This is a genomic window from Streptomyces sp. NBC_00377 (assembly GCF_036075115.1).
GTDB lineage: Bacteria > Actinomycetota > Actinomycetes > Streptomycetales > Streptomycetaceae > Streptomyces.
Window position 1 is genome coordinate 637,709 of sequence record NZ_CP107958.1, and the last position, 15,357, is coordinate 653,065.

Consider the following 15,357-nt stretch of genomic DNA (forward strand, 5'->3'; position numbering starts at 1 on the left):
CGTGCCACCTGATCACCCGCGCGGACACCGGAAACATGCCGGAGCAGACCGGCCCGGCCGCACGGGAGCGTGCGCGCGGGCCGGTCTGTTCGCCGTGCTCGGCACCGTGCTCGCCGTTTTCGGCCACCACGCGGTCGCCGAAGGCACGGTGCCCTGGCGACTGGTGACCGTCCTGGTCGTGGCGCAGTTCGCGGCGGTCCGGCCGCTCGCACGACGCCGTTACGGCCCGGCGGCGACCGTCGGGACCACGCTGGCGATGCAAGGGGTGCTGCACCTCGCGCTGGCCTGCGCCGACGGCGACACCCCGAGGGGCGCCTCCCCCGGGCCCACCATGCATGCCGGGCACATGGCCGCGACGACCGGGGACGGCCACGCCTGGCATCACGCCGGCGCGGCGATGACCACGCTGCACACGACCGCCGCTGTGGTCGTGGCCTGGCTGCTGCACCGGGCGGACACACGGATGACGGCGGCGCTCGACGCGCTGCGCACACTCGCCAGGGCCGCCGCGGCCGCTCTGGTCCAGTTGCCGCCGTCGACGAGCGCCGCTCACGACCCGGTGACGGGCCGGCTGCCTCGCCGGTGGACCGGCGTGTTCCTCGAAGCGGTCGCGCAGGCACGGCAGGAGGCACTGGAGCACGCGGTGGTGCGCAGGGGACCGCCGCGACGGGAGCACTCTTCGGTCCTTCACCGGCCCCGGTGTCCGCGGGGCCGGATTCTCCCGTATCCGCAAGGAGTTGCCCTGTGTCCACGCCCACCCGTCCGTCGGCGCGTACCGGCCGTCGTCTCGTCCTCGCCGCCGCCGTCGCGCTGACGGCCGGCCTCGCCCTGGCCACCCCGGCCGCCGCGCACGCCGAGGTCGAGGCCGACAAGCCCCAGGCCCTGGCCGAGAACGTCACCCTGAGCTTCGTGTCCGAGGCCGAGTCCGAGGCCGCCGGCTTCACCGAACTGCGCGTCGTCCTGCCCGAGGGGATCGTCCCCGCGGACGTCACCCTCGGCGAGGGCCCCAAGGGCTGGAAGTTCACAGCCACCAAGGACGGCTACACCGTCGCCGGCCCGGCGCTGAAGGCCGGTGTCGACGCCGAGCACAAGATCAGGATCCGGCAGCTGCCGGACGCCGAGGAGCTAGCGTTCAAGACCGTCGAGACCTACAGCGACGGGGAGATCTCCCGCTGGATCGAACTGCCCGCGGACGGCAAGGAGGCCGAGCAGCCTGCGCCGCTTCTGAAGCTGAAGGCCGCGGCCCCCGGCGCCAAGGCGGTCGGTCCCAGCCCCACGGCGGCGCAGAGCGCGACAGCCGGTGCGGCCGCCCCCACTCCCTCCGCCGCCGCTCCCTCCGCCGCCGCGAGCGCGGCGGACACCTCGTCGGCTGCCGCTGACACTGCCTCCGACGAGGAGAGCGGCATGTCGTCCGCCACCCTGGTCACCGGCATCGTCGTCGTCCTGCTCGTGCTCGGCGGCGGAGCCTGGTGGCTGCTCAGGCGCCGGACCGCCTCCTCCGGCGAGAGCTGACGTACGCCGTAGGCGCCCGGGGCGGCACGGCCGCTGCCCCGGGCGCCTACGGGCACACCGAGAACGTGCGAGCGCCGTCCGGGAAACACGGCGCACTCCCGGCGCCCCCGGACGGGCGCTCCCGGAGCCCCGGACGCGGGGAGCCGGCCGTCCGGTCAGTCCTGGCTTCACTTCTCGGCGCGCGCGACCGCCTCCGCGAGGAGGGCGGCGACCACGTCGGTACGGGACGGGTGCGGTGAGTACCCGGGCTGCTGGCGATGCCCGGCCGGGCCGGGCAGATGTACCCGCGTGGCCACCGCGCCGACGGACCGCTCACGCCGCGCACCCACGGGGCGGCCCGCACCCCTCGAAAGGTGCGGGCCGCGTCCGCCAGTGCCCCGGTTCTGCGCGCGATCCTCGGATCGGCGCCGTGCCCGGACCGGTGCTCAGTGCCCGGATCCGTGCCGGCCGCCCAGCTGGTCGCGGTGGCGCGGGTCGCCCAGGAAGGTGTCCGGGTCGAAGACGGGTGCCGACTTGGCCTGCGCCTTCGTCCGGGACAGCTGCACGATGCGGGTGTCGTGGTCGATGCCCATGACGGCGTCCGACGCGATCACCACGTCCTTGCCCACGACCCACGGACCGGTGTGTACGACCAGGAACCGCGGTCCGAGGTCCCTGGAGTACTTGCTGACCTTGCCGACGTGACCGTCCGTGGCGTCCACCTGGTAGCCGGTCAGGTCGTCGTCCGGGGTGTGGCCGGCGGTCGGCACGTGCTGTGCGGAGTGTCGGGTCACGATGTCCTCCCTGTCGTCCTGTTCCTGCGGGTGCCCGCTGAGGCGCACGGCAGACATGCGAGAGACAACGCGGCAGACAACGCGGCAGACATCCGACCGGCGTGCGGGCCCGTCGGCGCCCGGGTCGACGGCTACGCCGATGACACCCGTTCCGCGGGGTCGACGACGTCGCGACCCATGGGCGGCAGGTCGCCCGTCGCGTCGCTGCGCCGGGCGCCGTCGGGCCTCACGAACGGCGCGCGGCACCCGTGCGCAGGACTCGACCCGCGCCTCACCGCGCGGCACCGCCGTACCCTCGTCACACCGTCCACTCCCACAACATCCGAGGTCAGCGCGGTGCAGCGGTCCTCACCAGGGAGTTCGTCCAAGTCTCTGCGCGCGGTCCCACGCCCGCATAACGTGCGCTCACCCGAACAGTTGAACCGCTCTCCCATTTTCGCCCGGTCCGCACCTGGGGCCCACGACCCGGTAGGAGACCTTGGGATGTCCTCCGACAGCTCGGAGTTATACCCGGCGCGGCACCGGCCCGGACGCCACGCCTCCCCTGCCGCGCCTCCGCGGTGGGCCGTCCCCCAGGACGATGCCCGCCCTCCGACCAGCGACCGGTCCTGGACCGGCACACCTCGCGACCTGCGCCGTCTGCGCCGGGCCAGCCGCTGGCAGCGGCGCGTCGCCACGTTCGCCGCGCTCGGCTACTTCGCCGTCTTCCTGATCCTCACCGTCGAAGCGCCCGCCGTCATGACCCGCCCCGCACCGGGCGGCCTTCCCACCGGCCTCCTTCTGGCCCTGGTGCAACTGCCCGTCACCTGGCTGGCCGTGATCCTCTACGAGTACACCGCGCGCCGCTACGTCGACCCGCTGGCCCGGCGTGTGCACCGCCGGCCCGACCCCGCCCCGCACGAGGAGCCACGGCCGTGACGGACTTCGACGGCACCGCGCAGTCCTGGTCCCTGGTGGCGTTCTGCAGTGTCGTGACCCTGACGCTCATGCTGTGCGTGCTCACCGGTCCCGACCGCGACGACCTCGACGAGTTCTACACCGGCTACCGCTCCCTGTCGCCCCTGCGCAACGGCCTGGCCATCGCCGGCGACTACATCTCAGCCGCCACCGTCCTCACCATCGGCGGAGTCATCGCGCTGTGCGGCTACGACGGGGTCGTACTGGCCCTGAGCACCGTCCTGTCCCTGCTGCTCCTGATGGTGCTGCTGGCCGAACCCCTGCATCACACCGGCCGGTTCACCATGGCCGACGCACTCGGCAGACGGCTGCCCGGCCGCGCGGTGCGCATCACCGCGTGCCTGGTCACCCTCGCCTCGCTGGTGCCGATGATGGTCGTGCAACTGGCCGGCGTGGGCCAGTTGCTGGCGTACGTCCTCGGGTTCCCCGACGGCGCCATGCGGACCGGCTGCGTCATCGGGGCCGGCACCCTGATGATCAGCTATGCGGCCATCGGGGGCATGAGGGGCACCGCGCTGATCCAGATCCTCAAGACGGTCATCCTGCTCGGGTCGGGTCTGGTCGTCGCCGGCCTCATCCTGCACACCTTCGGATGGAGCCCGCGTACCCTGTTCCGGGCCGCCGCCCACGGCAGCGGCGCCGAGGACGACTTCCTGCACTACGGCCTGCAGTTCGCCAGCGGGCCGCACCGCGGACTCGACATGGTGAGCACCCAGTGCGCCATCGTGCTGGGCGGCGCCTGTCTGCCCCACGTCACCATGCGCATGTACACCGCGGGCAGCGCTCCACAGGTGCGCCGCGCGATGTCCTGGGCGATCTCGACGGTCACCCTCTTCATCGCCGTGATCACCGTGATCGGTGTGGGCGCCACGGCTCTCATCGGGCGGGCGGGCGTCGCCGGCGCCGACGCCCGCGGCAACACCGCCTACCTGCTCGGCTCGCGAGCCGCCTTCGGCATGCATCTCTCCCGTCCGGAGAGCCTGCTGTTCGCCACCGTCACGACGGCGATCTTCCTGACGCTGCTGGCGTCCGTGGCCAGCATGACGCTGGCCTGCGCCAACTCGCTGGCCCACGACATCGCCGCCGCGCGCCCGAACGTCTCGCCGCTGCGCGAGATGGCCCTGGCGCGGGTGGCCGCCCTGGCCGTGGGCCTCCCGGTCATCGCACTGGCCGTCCTCGCCCAGCACCGCAGCCTCCAGCCGCTCGCCACCGTCTCCTTCTGCCTGGGCGCCTCGGCCATCGCCCCGGCGCTCGTCTACAGCCTCTTCTGGCGGCGCTTCACACGCGCCGGTCTGCTGTGCACCCTCATCGGCGGAACCGTCAGCGTCCTCGTCCTCATGACCGGCACCAACCTCGTCTCCGGTTCTCCGGGATCGGCCTTCCCGGAAGCCGACTTCAACTGGTTCCCCTTCACCACCACCGCGCTCGTCTCGGTGCCGGCGGGCTTCCTGTGCGGTCTGCTCGGCACCGTCCTGTCCGGCAGGAAGGCGATCGCCCGCGAACGCGAACGCTATGCGGCCATCGAACCCGTCCTCCTCGCCGGCCCGCCCCGCCCCGAGCGGCGGTGAACCCGCGCACCGGCCCGACACGGTCCGGGCATGGCCTGCCGGGCCACGCAATGGGCTCGGGCGGCCCTCGCGTGGTGAACACGGGGGCCGCCCGGAGCGACGTGGCCATGGACGAGCAAAGCGAGGGAGAGCTCAGCCGGAGCCGGACTGCCGCGCCTCGTCCGCGACCTGCCTGCCCGATGCGCGGGCCTGATCGGTCACCCGCGTGGCCTGGTCGCGTGCCTCGTCCTGCGTGGTGCGCACCGCTTCCGCGGCGGTGTCCTTCACCTCCTGCGCCGCGTCCTGCGTCGCCTCCTTGGCGCCTTCCTTCAGGGTCTGCGCGGATTCGAGGGCGGCCTCCTTCACCGGCTCCAGCGCCTCGCCGCCGCGTCCCATCAGCTCGCTCGCCTTCTCCTGTTCGACCTCGGTGGCCGGCAGCAGCGACGAGGCCAGCAGGCCGGCGCCGAACGCGATCAGACCGGCGGCCAGCGGGTTGCCCTGGGTCTGTCGCAGTGCCTGGTCGGGCGCCTGCCGTATCGCTTCGCCCGCCTCGCCGGCCGCGTCGCGTGCCGTGCCGGCCGCTTGCTGGGTGCTCACTTGCAGGGACCCGGCCGCCGAGCGGGCGCCGCCCGTGACGCCATGGGCGGTGTCCGAGGCCGTTCCCATGACCCGCTCACGCACTCCCGAGACGGCTCCGCGCATCCTTCGGGTGCGCCGCCGGACCACCCGTCGGGGGCTGGCCCGGTCCGCGAGCCGGTCCACGTCGGCGGACAGCCGGCTGCGAGTGGCGTCGATCTCGGCCTTCATCCGGTCGGGTGACGTGCCCATTGCGCATTCTCCTTCATCGTCTCGAGGGTCTGTTCCGGCTTGGGTTCCACCGTGCGCATGCGGGTCCTGCCCCGCTGGTACAGGACGGCTGCGACCACGGCCCACACGGCGGCCACGATCAGCGCGGCCCAGCCCCCGTCGATCACGTTGGCCAGTCCGAGCACGGCGGCCAGGGACAGGAAGAGGAGAACCATGTAGCCGGCGAACCCCGCGCCGCCGTACATGCCGGCGGCCTTGCCTGCCTTGGCCGCTTCCTGCCGGACCTCGGTCTTGGCCAGCTCGACCTCCTGACGGAACAGGGTCTGAACGTCCGACGTCACGACGGACAGCAGCTCGCCCAGCGATCGGTCCTCACCGACGGGCGTCGCCGACGGGCGGGAAAGGAAGGAGGTCATCGCTCACACCCCCGACCCCGGCCGACCCGGCGCATCACCCGAGGTCCTGCCGGCGGACGGCGGGAACTGCGGCGGAGCGGGCGACACCGCCGGCATCGGCTCCCGTGCGACGCCCGCCGAAGGAGTGGACGGGAGCGCGGGGGACGGTGGCTCGTACCGCCCCGCCCCTTCGGGGTCCCCGACCGCTTCCTGCTGTTGCGTCCCGGAAGACGTCTGAGCCTTGGCCCCCACCTTCACCAGCCGTCCGACGGCGAACCCCGCCAGCAGGGCGCCGCCCAGGAAGGCCGCGGGACGACGGCGGGCGAAGCTCTGCACATCGGAGAGGACTCCGTCGACTCCCTGCTTCTCCAGATAGTCGGCCGCCCGGTGCCCGCCGTCGGCCGCCTGGGCCGCCAGACTCCGCGCGGGTGAGTCGCTCCGCGCGTTCTCGGCCAGTCCCGCCAGGTCGTCCGCCCACTCGTGCAGCGTCCCGGCGGCCCGCCTGGTCTGTCCCTCGGCCTCCTCCATGACACGGCCTCGCAGGTCGTCGGCGACCACGCCCACCTGCTGCCGCGCCTCTCCCGCAACGGACTTGGCCTGGTCCGTGGCGGTACCCGCCACCTGTCCCGCGGCCTGCTGGGCCTGACCGGCCGTGGCCGATGCCTCCGCCCTGGCCGTCTCACCGGTCTGTTGCAACCTCGTGCTGTCGCCCTGCGCTGCCTCACTCATCAGCCACTCCTCCTCTTCATCTCCGTGCGTTGCTTGCCGGTATGTACACAAGTGGCCGTTTCGTCACCTTTTACACCCGTCGAGGGACGGCATCGTGGTTCGCTCTCGACTCCTTCCGGCGAACGCGGGCGCGGGACCGCACGCGCGCTGACCGGCTGAGGGGGGCGCGCGAGTCACTGCATCGCGCGACCGTTCACGCCGGTGCCCGGAAGGGCCGCAGGCCGGGGTGACAGGGGCGCACAGGCGCGCAGGGCGCCGTCGAGGACGAGCCGAGGGGCCGCCTATAGAGTCCACCGACATGACCGTCGCTCGTTCCGTCGCCCTGTTCGCCGTCGCCGCCCTCTTCGAGATCGGCGGTGCCTGGCTCGTGTGGCAGGGCGTCCGCGAGCACAAGGGGTGGCTCTGGACCGGCGCCGGATTCATCGCCCTCGGTGTCTACGGTGTGGTGGCCACCTGGCAGAACGACGACGACTTCGGGCGCATCCTGGCCGCCTACGGCGGAGTCTTCGTGGCCGGGTCGATCGCCTGGGGCATGGTCGCGGACGGCTACCGGCCGGACCGCTACGACGTGACCGGCGCGCTGATCTGCCTCGCCGGGATGGCCGTGATCATGTACGCACCCCGCCGGCACTGAACTTCCCCGGTTCCCCGGGTGCGAGACGCCCGGAACCGAGGGCCCGGCCGCGACGAGCCGGCCTCGACGCGGCACCGGGCCTGCGCCCCCGGTCCTGGACGTCCGCGGTCCTGCGGTCGTCCTACGGTCGAGCCGGACTGTCGAGGGAAGCCGTGACGTCGGCGGTCTCCGTGCGGTTCACGGCCAGCCGCAGCGTCACGGCAGCGGCAACTCCCGACAGCAGGCCCCAGGTCAGCGCGGCCGGGACGCCGTCGCCGACAGCGGCGGACAGGTACATCAGGCCGTAGCGCAGGCCCGTGCCGTCCGTCGTGACCCGCAGCAACTGGCTCGCCAGCAGGCCGAGAACGGTCGCACAGACCGCACCGACGGCCATCGCCGGGACAGAGGTCCGGGTGAGCAGGCCGGGCAACCACCGCAGTGCGCACCACACCACGGCGAGCAGCAGCACGTCGGCGGCCCGGTACAGGAGCCAGTCACCCAACGGCGAGCTCGCCGGGCCGGTCCAGGCTCCCAGCAGCAGCCACTGGCGCAGCAGATCGCCCGGTTCGCCGAACAACCCGTCGCCGGTGAAGGCCGTCTGGAGATCGGCGGCGACCGACTGGTACGACAGGACCACCAGAGACAGGGCGACGACCGCGGTCCCGGCGGAGGCGGCCAGACGTGCGGCACGCGCCGGTACGTCCTCTCGCGGCAGCGGACCGGCGCTCTTGGCGGTGACCCGTGCCGCGAGCACCGTCGCGACCGCCGCGAGCAGCGCGGTCATCACCACGATCTGCCGCCCGGTGGAGATCACGCTCGCGAGCTGCGGCAGGAAGCGGTAACTGCCGTGCCCCTGCGAGGCGATCAGCCAGGGCGCCGAGACGGTCACCGCGAGAGTTCCGGCCACCAGGCCCCAGGCCCATACCGCGAGCAGCGCGGCGGGCGCCCGGCCGTGCACCGGCGGCAGCCTGCGGATCAGGAGCAGCGCCCCGGGCACGAAGAAGACGAAGACGGCGGCGAAGCGGATCTGGAGCGCGGTCGCGTACAGATCGAGGTAGCGCCTGCCGTCGCCACCGGCCGCGTCCCCGGTCCGGCCGGACGCCCCGGCGCCGAAGCCGACCGAGGCCGGGGGGTCGTACGACCAGGGGGTGAGCCAGTGCTGGAGATCGGCCGCGGCCCGGCCGCCGAGCACGTCGGCGGTGCCCGGCAGGTGCAGCGCCTGCGCACTCGCCCCCGCCCACCACAGGAGCGCCGTGAGCAGCAGCCCTCCGATCAGTGCCGGTATCGCCGCACGCCCGTACCCCATGTGTCGCCCCCGTGTCGGTCGCGTGTTCCGCGAATCCCCTTGATCCGGTGGAGACTACGGGGAGCGGATCACATACGGATCACGGGCCTGCGCCTGCCGGTCCGAGGCCCTGACGAGGAGCGGCCGGGCGCGCTCCGCGAGCGTGGGCCCGTGATCCTGTGGCGCCTGGTCCTGCGCGAGCCGGACGGTGGAGCCCCGGGGCCGCTATGTCTCCTGTCCCTGCGGGCCCCGTGCGTAGCCGATCCGCAGGAGCTGCCTCAGCAGGTCGGCGCGGCGCAGCAGTGGTTCGACCACTTCCTGTGTGACGTGTACGGGTTCGCCGGTGGGCTGCGGGCTCCCGGGGGGAGCCTCGCCGTACGGACGGGAGCGCGCCCGGAATCCCCGTGGACCGTCACGACGTGCGGCCATCCCCTACCTCCTCGCAGAACGGCCCGTCGCGGCTCTCCCGCGCCGGCCGTCTGCCGACGGGGCGGGGGACGCAAGACCAGTGGTTGTCCTCTACTCCTGGGGCACCTGGTGCCCGTAAGGGAGACAGTCGACTCCACCCGGAGGTTGCGCTGTCCAGCCGATCGTCATCGGACGTCCGCGGCATCCGCTCCGCACGGAGTGGAACTCCTCACCGGCACACAGAGGTCACCGACACAGCGACCGCCCGCGGGAGGCGTCGCCCTGGTCCGGGAACCGCACGGCACCACATCCCGAGGACAGGGGAAGTCGGGCACGGCGGTACGGCGCGGCCTCCGGCTGCCGGGGCCTTCGGGACCTGCGGGGCGTCGGTACAGGCGCCTCGCAGGTCCTGCCGCGGTGATGCTCCGGGGGCTCACCCAGCGTCGGCCCCTTGCACGCCGGAGCGGACCACCGGTTCCGGCGAAGCGGAGCGAGGGATTCATTCGATTGTGCGATCATGCGCCCGTGAAAGCACCGTCCAGCCCTTCCACGGGCGCATCCTCCCCCGAGCGCGACGCCAAGTCGCCTGGTTTCGCTGCCGAGTTCAAGGACGCCGTCACACTCCGGGCCTTCGGGCTCGTGCTCGGCGGCCTGCTCGTCCAGCTCGCCTTCGTCGTCTCCTACGTCGGAGCCTTCCACTCGCCCGTACCGCACCGGATACCGGTGGCGGTCGCCGCTCCGCAGCAGGTGTCGGCCAAGATCGTCGCCCAGCTCGACGCCCTCGACGGCGACCCGGTCGACGCGACTGCGGCACCGAGCACCGCGGCGGCCCGCCAGTGGGTCCTGACGAGAAAGGCGGACGCCGCCTTCCTCTTCGACCCGACCGGCACCGAGGACACCCTCCTGGTCGCCTCGGCGGGCGGCCCGTCGGTGTCGCAGACCGCCACACAGATCGCCCAGAAGATCGAGACGGCGCAGAAGCGCCGGATCACCGTCACGGACATCCGGCCCCCGAACGCCGGGGACGGACGCGGCATGACGTCCTTCTACCTGGTGCTGGGCTGGGTCATCGGCGGCTATCTGACCGCGACGATCATGGGCATGGCGGCTGGTTCCCGCCCCGCCAACCGGCAGCGCACCTTGATCCGACTCGCCGTACTCGTGCTGTACGCGGTCGTGTCGGGAATCGCCGGGGCCGTCGTCGTGGGTCCGGTGTACGGCGCACTCGGCGGTCATTTCTGGACCCTGAGCGGCATCGGCGCCCTGGTCGTGCTCGCCTCGGCGGCGACCGCGCTCGCCTTGCAGACCCTGCTGGGTCTCCTGGGCACCGGCCTCGTCATCCTGCTCTTCGTGGTGCTGGGCAATCCGAGTTCGGGCGGCGTCTACCCGGCGCCGCTGCTGCCGTCGTTCTGGAGCGCGGTCGGACAGATTCTGCCACCGGGGGCCGGTACCACCCTGGTCCGCAACACGATGTACTTCTCGGGTCATGCCATCACGTCGGCGCTCTGGGTTCTCGGCGCCTACGCGGTGGGGGGCGCGGTGCTCGCCTGGGCGGCTTCGTGGCGAAACGAGGGCCGCCGCTCGGACACTCCCGTCACGGAATCCGGTACGCCCGCACGGGCCGCCGACGCCTCCTGACGCGATATCCGGACGCGCCGGAGTCCGCGCCCGGCCCCGCCCGGCGCACCGCCGTCACGGTCCGGCCCGGCCCCGTGCCACGCAGGGTCCGGCGCGGCTCCAGCGCCCTCGGCCCGGCTCCTGCGTCGTGGTCATGCGTCATGCACGCCGGAGGTCTCCCGGTCGCCCGGTTTCCGTCCGTTCCTCGCGGAGGCCGTAGGCCGAGGCCGGTTCCGGCACCTGCGGCTCCTCTGCCATCCCGACCGAAGCCCGTGGGACCTTCCGCGGACCGACCGGAGCCCTGAGGCCGGCCCGGAAGGCGAAACGGCCTTGGTGTGTCAGGGCCGGTCTTCGCCCTCGGGCCGCCCCTCGGTCTTCCGCAACAGTCCCAGCAGCGCCTCGCGCTCCGTCTCCGACAGACCCTCGAAGCACTCCGCGAGGACGGAGTCCGCCACCTCGTGACCCGCCTTCAGCACCCGCTGCCCCTCGGCGGTGAGGTGGTGCTCGATGCGCCGGCCGTACCCGGGGCGCCGGTCGACCAGCCCCTGCGCCACCAGTCGCCCGGCGAGCGTGCCGAACGCCTGCTCGCTCTGGAACGTCCCCGCCGCCAGTTCCCGCGCGCTGGCCCCCGGCGATCGACCGATCGCACGGAGCGCGTCCCACTGCGCGAGCGTGCTGCCGATCGCCGCGAGGCGGCTGTCGAGCGAGCGGTGCTGACGGTACTGGGCGGCCTTCACGGCCCGTCCGAGGATCTGCAGTTCAACGGCCATGCCCACCAGGCTAACATTCGAACTAAACTTGCTTATCTAAACATGCTTAGTTAGAGTCGGATCATGACTTCGCAACCGACACTCATCGAATCCGGCCCCGCCGCCGGCCGCCCCGTCCTCGTCCTGCACGGCGGAGGCGGCCCCTTCACCGTCGCCCCGATCGCCGAGCACTTCGCCTCGGCCGCGCACACCCTGCTGCCGACCCATCCGGGCTGGAACGGCACCCCCCGGCCCGACCACCTCACCACCGTGGCCGACCTCGCCGCCCTGTACCTGCGCCTGCTGCGCGAGCGCGACCTGTCCGACGTCCTGGTCATCGGCTCCTCGCTGGGCGGCTGGATCGGCGCCGAGCTGGCAGCCGCCGACACCGAGGGCAGGATCAGCGGGACGGCCCTGCTGAACTCGGTCGGCATCGAGGTCGACGGCGAACCCGTCCGCGACTTCTTCAGCCTCGACGCGCGGGGCGTCGCCGAGTACGCGTACCACGACTCCGAGCGCTTCTACGTCGACCCGGCGACCTTCCCGGCCGAGCGACGCGCTCTCATCCAGGCCAACATGGCGGCCCTGCGGGTCTTTTCAGGCGGCCCCGCCATGAACGATCCCGCACTGCGCCCCCGCCTCGCGACCGTCACCGTCCCCACCCTCGTACTGTGGGGCGAGAGCGACCGCATCGCGACCCCGGCCTACGGCAAGGAGTACGCCGCGTCGCTGGGGAACGCCCGCTTCGAGCTGGTACCGGAGGCGGGCCACCTGCCCCATCTCGAGCAGCCCGCGCACACCTTCGCGCTACTCGACGCCTTCGCCGCGGAGACCGCGCGCGACTAGGGGTGGCACTCACCGCGTCCGAAGCCACCGCTCGCGAGCGGCCGACCGGTCGGGAACCGGGCTCGGAGCGGGAGTTCGAGGTGGGGGACAGCAGTGCCCGCAGGGCGCGGATCCTGGATGAGCAGACTCCTCCGGACACGAGACGAGTGGCGACCGGCGGACGGGCCACGGGCGGCGCAGCGCGCGAAGTGGCGGGTGCCACCGGCCGGCTGCCGAGCACCTCCGGGTTGGTTCCTCGCCGCTCGATACAGGATGACGGGAATCCCGCAGCGATCGTCAATACCTTCCGCAGCATTCGGATCCACACGCCCTCATGGATGCGCCTCTTCCGGCCATCGAACCCCGCCAGGACCGACAGCCCTGGGCGGCAGCCCTCCTGGTCTGCACCAAAGCGGACGCATCATCGACTCCGGTCCGAAACATTTCGACGCCATCAACGAATGATGCGAGAGGGATTGACGCCCCGTCAGGGACTCCTATGATCCGAGGACGTTCATAGAGTCAATCGGCGTTCGAAATACGGAACGAAGCCATATCCGTACGCACCCCGACGCAGGGGCGGATCTCCATGACCAAGGGCGGGTTCTCATGACGAACGATGAGCTCGAACTGCCCCCTCACGCCTGCCCGACCGGACCGCCGCACCCCTGCGCCGCAGACGAGCCCCGCCCCACCCGCTGACCCCCGGCAGCCGGTCGCACCCCCGCTCGCGCGGTGGACGGCCACCGCCGACCCGTCGTCCGCAGGACGCGGTCCGCGTTGCCCGCTCCCACGAGCGGTCCGGCTGTCCCGCACCGTTTCACCGCTCGTCCCACCCGCACTCGTCCGTACGAGGAGAGAATCATGAACCCTCTCAAGAGAGTCGGCCGGCGCCGGAACCGAGGCTTGGGCCTCATGGTCGCCGGCGCCCTGCTGGCCACCGGGACGGCCGCCGGCACGCAGGCGGCCTCCGCGGAGCCCGCCCCGCCCGCTGCGGCTGCCGCGACCACCCTCGGCGCCCAAGCGGCCCAGTCGGGGCGCTACTTCGGGGCGGCGGTTGCCGCAGGAAAGCTCGGCGACGGGACATACACCGGTGTCCTCGACCGCGAGTTCAACGCGGTCACGCCGGAGAACGAGATGAAGTGGGACGCCACGGAACGCTCGCGCGGCTCGTTCACGTTCGGTCCCGCCGACCAGATCGCCAACCGCGCCCAGAGCCACGGTCAGCGCCTGCGCGGCCACACCCTCGTGTGGCACTCGCAACTGCCCTCCTGGGTCCGTGGTATCGGCGACGCGGCCACCCTGCGCAGCGTGATGAACAACCACATCACCACGCTCATGTCGCGCTACCGCGGCAAGATCTACGCCTGGGACGTGGTCAACGAGGCCTTCGCCGACGGCGGCAGCGGCCAGCACCGCGCCTCGGTGTTCCAGAACGTGCTGGGCAACGGCTTCATCGAGGAGGCGTTCCGCACCGCGCGCTCCGCCGACCCGTCGGCCAAGCTCTGCTACAACGACTACAGCATCGAGAACTGGAGCGACGCCAAGACCCAGGGCGTCTACCGCATGGTCAAGGACTTCAAGGCGCGCGGTGTCCCCCTCGACTGCGTCGGCTTCCAGGCCCACTTCGGCGCAGGGGGCCCGCCGGCCAGCTTCCAGACGACGCTGTCCGGTTTCGCCGCGCTGGGCGTCGACGTACAGATCACCGAACTGGACATCGCCCAGGCGTCGCCCTCGGCCTACGCGAGCAGCGTGCGAGCGTGTATGAACGTCGCACGCTGCAAGGGGGTCACGGTGTGGGGCATCCGGGACAGCGACTCCTGGCGCGGCGGCGAGAATCCGCTGCTGTTCGACAACAACGGCAACAAGAAGGCCGCCTACCAGGCCGTGCTGTCCGCCCTGGGCGGCACAACGGCGACCCGGTCGGCCGGCGCCGCGGAGCAGGGACCGGCCGGAGCGCATGACGCGGCGGGCGGCCCGGCCACTCGGTCACAGCCGCAGGCGGGGGCGGCAGCGGCGCTGCCCTCCTCATTCCGCTGGAGCTCCAGCGGTGCGCTGATCGCGCCGAAGCCGGACGCGACCCACGCCATCGCCGGGATCAAGGACCCGACGGTCGTCTACCACAACGGCAGGTGGCACGTCTTCGCCAGCACCGCTCAGGCGTCCGGCTACAACCTGGTCTATCTGAGCTTCTCCGACTGGTCGCAGGCCGGTTCGGCCACGCACCACTACCTGGACCGCACCGCCATCGGCTCCGGTTACCGGGCGGCGCCGCAGGTGTTCTACAACGCGCCGCAGGGCCTGTGGTACCTCGTCTACCAGACGGGCAACGCCTCGTACTCGACGAACCCCGACATCAGCAACCCCAACGGGTGGAGCGCGCCGCGCAACTTCTACTCGTCGATGCCGGACATCATCCGGCAGAACATCGGCAACGGTTACTGGGTCGACATGTGGGTGATCTGCGACAGCGCCAACTGCTATCTGTTCTCGTCCGACGACAACGGTCACCTGTACCGCTCGCAAACGACCGTCGGGCAGTTCCCCAACGGCTTCACGAACACCGTCATCGCGCTTCGGGACTCCAAAAACGCGTTGTTCGAGGCGAGCAACGTCTACAAGGTGCAGGGCAGCAACCAGTACCTGCTCCTCGTCGAGGCCATCGGATCCGACGGCCGGCGCTACTTCCGTTCCTGGACCGCCACCAGTCTCACCGGTTCCTGGACGCAACTCGCCGCGTCCGAGGGCAACCCCTTCGCCCGGGCGAACAACGTCACCTTCCCCGCGGGCGCCTGGACCCGGGACATCAGCCACGGCGAGATGATCCGCGCGGGCAACGACCAGACACTGACGATCAACTCATGCCGTCCGCAGTATCTGTACCAGGGGCTCAACCCGAACGCGAGCGGCGACTACAACAGTCTGCCGTGGCGGCTCGGCCTGCTCACCCAGACGAACTCGACCTGCTGACGTCCCCGCGGGCCGTCACCCGTGCGGGGCCCGCACCCTCGCCCGCCCGCCCCCGAATTCGCCCCTGCACGAGCGCGACGGCCGGTTCGTGAGCGCGTCCCCGCGTGCGCCCGTACGCCGCGACGCTCAGGCGCCGCGGCGTGCGGGTGGTGGTGCGGGTGGGTGGTCGT

The 15,357-nt window shown here is 72.1% G+C and carries 16 protein-coding genes; 8 read left to right on the top strand and 8 right to left on the bottom strand.

Annotated elements, in window-relative coordinates:
* The first annotated feature begins 94 nt into the window (after window positions 1-94).
* Both OHS71_RS03000 and OHS71_RS03005 read left to right on the top strand, forming a co-directional pair.
* Complete coding sequence (locus tag OHS71_RS03000; RefSeq protein WP_328476473.1) at window positions 95-814, top strand: hypothetical protein; 720 nt, start codon at window positions 95-97, stop codon at window positions 812-814.
* Window positions 745-1,512, top strand: coding sequence for a DUF1775 domain-containing protein (locus OHS71_RS03005; RefSeq protein WP_328476475.1), 768 nt, complete (start codon window positions 745-747; stop codon window positions 1,510-1,512). Before OHS71_RS03000 ends, OHS71_RS03005 begins: the two co-directional genes overlap by 70 nt.
* A gap of 167 nt (window positions 1,513-1,679) precedes the next feature.
* Here OHS71_RS03005 and OHS71_RS03010 read toward each other — a convergent pair whose 3' ends face one another.
* Together OHS71_RS03010 and OHS71_RS03015 are read right to left on the bottom strand one after the other, a co-directional pair.
* Complete coding sequence (locus OHS71_RS03010; RefSeq protein ID WP_328476477.1) at window positions 1,680-1,841, bottom strand: hypothetical protein; 162 nt, start codon at window positions 1,839-1,841, stop codon at window positions 1,680-1,682.
* 96 nt (window positions 1,842-1,937) lie between these two features.
* Window positions 1,938-2,285: a PRC-barrel domain containing protein gene (locus OHS71_RS03015; RefSeq protein ID WP_328476479.1), complete on the bottom strand. Its 348-nt coding sequence runs from the start codon at window positions 2,283-2,285 to the stop codon at window positions 1,938-1,940.
* Between the two features lie 483 nt (window positions 2,286-2,768).
* On the opposite strand from OHS71_RS03015, the gene OHS71_RS03020 reads away from it, so the two are divergent.
* Both OHS71_RS03020 and OHS71_RS03025 read left to right on the top strand, forming a co-directional pair.
* On the top strand, window positions 2,769-3,203 hold the full coding sequence (locus tag OHS71_RS03020) for a DUF485 domain-containing protein (RefSeq protein WP_328476481.1): 435 nt from the start codon (window positions 2,769-2,771) through the stop codon (window positions 3,201-3,203).
* Complete coding sequence (locus OHS71_RS03025; protein ID WP_328476483.1) at window positions 3,200-4,810, top strand: sodium/solute symporter; 1,611 nt, start codon at window positions 3,200-3,202, stop codon at window positions 4,808-4,810. The genes OHS71_RS03020 and OHS71_RS03025 overlap by 4 nt, the downstream gene beginning before the upstream one ends.
* Before the next feature lie 132 nt (window positions 4,811-4,942).
* On the opposite strand, the gene OHS71_RS03030 is transcribed toward OHS71_RS03025, so the two are convergent.
* From OHS71_RS03030 to OHS71_RS03040, 3 genes are read right to left on the bottom strand one after another with little or no spacing between them, the layout of a single operon-like run.
* On the bottom strand, window positions 4,943-5,617 hold the full coding sequence (locus tag OHS71_RS03030; protein ID WP_328476485.1) for a DUF3618 domain-containing protein: 675 nt from the start codon (window positions 5,615-5,617) through the stop codon (window positions 4,943-4,945).
* The gene (locus OHS71_RS03035) at window positions 5,593-6,012 is read right to left on the bottom strand and encodes a phage holin family protein (RefSeq protein WP_328476487.1); all 420 of its coding nucleotides are present in this window, start codon (window positions 6,010-6,012) and stop codon (window positions 5,593-5,595) included. Before OHS71_RS03035 ends, OHS71_RS03030 begins: the two co-directional genes overlap by 25 nt.
* A gap of 3 nt (window positions 6,013-6,015) precedes the next feature.
* Window positions 6,016-6,720, bottom strand: a complete 705-nt coding sequence (locus tag OHS71_RS03040; protein ID WP_328476489.1) for a hypothetical protein — start codon at window positions 6,718-6,720, stop codon at window positions 6,016-6,018.
* A 298-nt stretch (window positions 6,721-7,018) separates the two neighbouring features.
* On the opposite strand from OHS71_RS03040, the gene OHS71_RS03045 reads away from it, so the two are divergent.
* The gene (locus OHS71_RS03045; RefSeq protein WP_328476491.1) at window positions 7,019-7,354 is read left to right on the top strand and encodes a YnfA family protein; all 336 of its coding nucleotides are present in this window, start codon (window positions 7,019-7,021) and stop codon (window positions 7,352-7,354) included.
* Between the two features lie 121 nt (window positions 7,355-7,475).
* Here OHS71_RS03045 and OHS71_RS03050 read toward each other — a convergent pair whose 3' ends face one another.
* Both OHS71_RS03050 and OHS71_RS03055 read right to left on the bottom strand, forming a co-directional pair.
* A complete protein-coding gene (locus OHS71_RS03050; protein ID WP_328476493.1) occupies window positions 7,476-8,639 on the bottom strand; it encodes a hypothetical protein in 1,164 nt (387 codons plus the stop codon).
* Window positions 8,640-8,843: 204 nt separating this feature from the next.
* On the bottom strand, window positions 8,844-9,047 hold the full coding sequence (locus OHS71_RS03055) for a hypothetical protein (RefSeq protein WP_328476495.1): 204 nt from the start codon (window positions 9,045-9,047) through the stop codon (window positions 8,844-8,846).
* Between the two features lie 504 nt (window positions 9,048-9,551).
* Between OHS71_RS03055 and OHS71_RS03060 the strand changes: the two genes are divergently transcribed.
* The gene (locus tag OHS71_RS03060; protein WP_328476497.1) at window positions 9,552-10,664 is read left to right on the top strand and encodes a DUF3533 domain-containing protein; all 1,113 of its coding nucleotides are present in this window, start codon (window positions 9,552-9,554) and stop codon (window positions 10,662-10,664) included.
* A 317-nt stretch (window positions 10,665-10,981) separates the two neighbouring features.
* On the opposite strand, the gene OHS71_RS03065 is transcribed toward OHS71_RS03060, so the two are convergent.
* Window positions 10,982-11,413 carry a MarR family winged helix-turn-helix transcriptional regulator gene (locus OHS71_RS03065; protein WP_328476499.1) on the bottom strand — a complete coding sequence of 144 codons (432 nt, stop codon included), beginning with the start codon at window positions 11,411-11,413 and terminating at the stop codon, window positions 10,982-10,984.
* A 63-nt stretch (window positions 11,414-11,476) separates the two neighbouring features.
* Here OHS71_RS03065 and OHS71_RS03070 point away from each other — a divergent pair, with 63 nt between their 5' ends.
* Window positions 11,477-12,238 (top strand): alpha/beta fold hydrolase, encoded by a 762-nt coding sequence (locus tag OHS71_RS03070; protein WP_328476501.1) that lies wholly within the window; start codon window positions 11,477-11,479, stop codon window positions 12,236-12,238.
* A gap of 843 nt (window positions 12,239-13,081) precedes the next feature.
* Complete coding sequence (locus OHS71_RS03075) at window positions 13,082-15,187, top strand: non-reducing end alpha-L-arabinofuranosidase family hydrolase (RefSeq protein ID WP_328476503.1); 2,106 nt, start codon at window positions 13,082-13,084, stop codon at window positions 15,185-15,187.
* Window positions 15,188-15,357 lie beyond the last annotated feature (170 nt).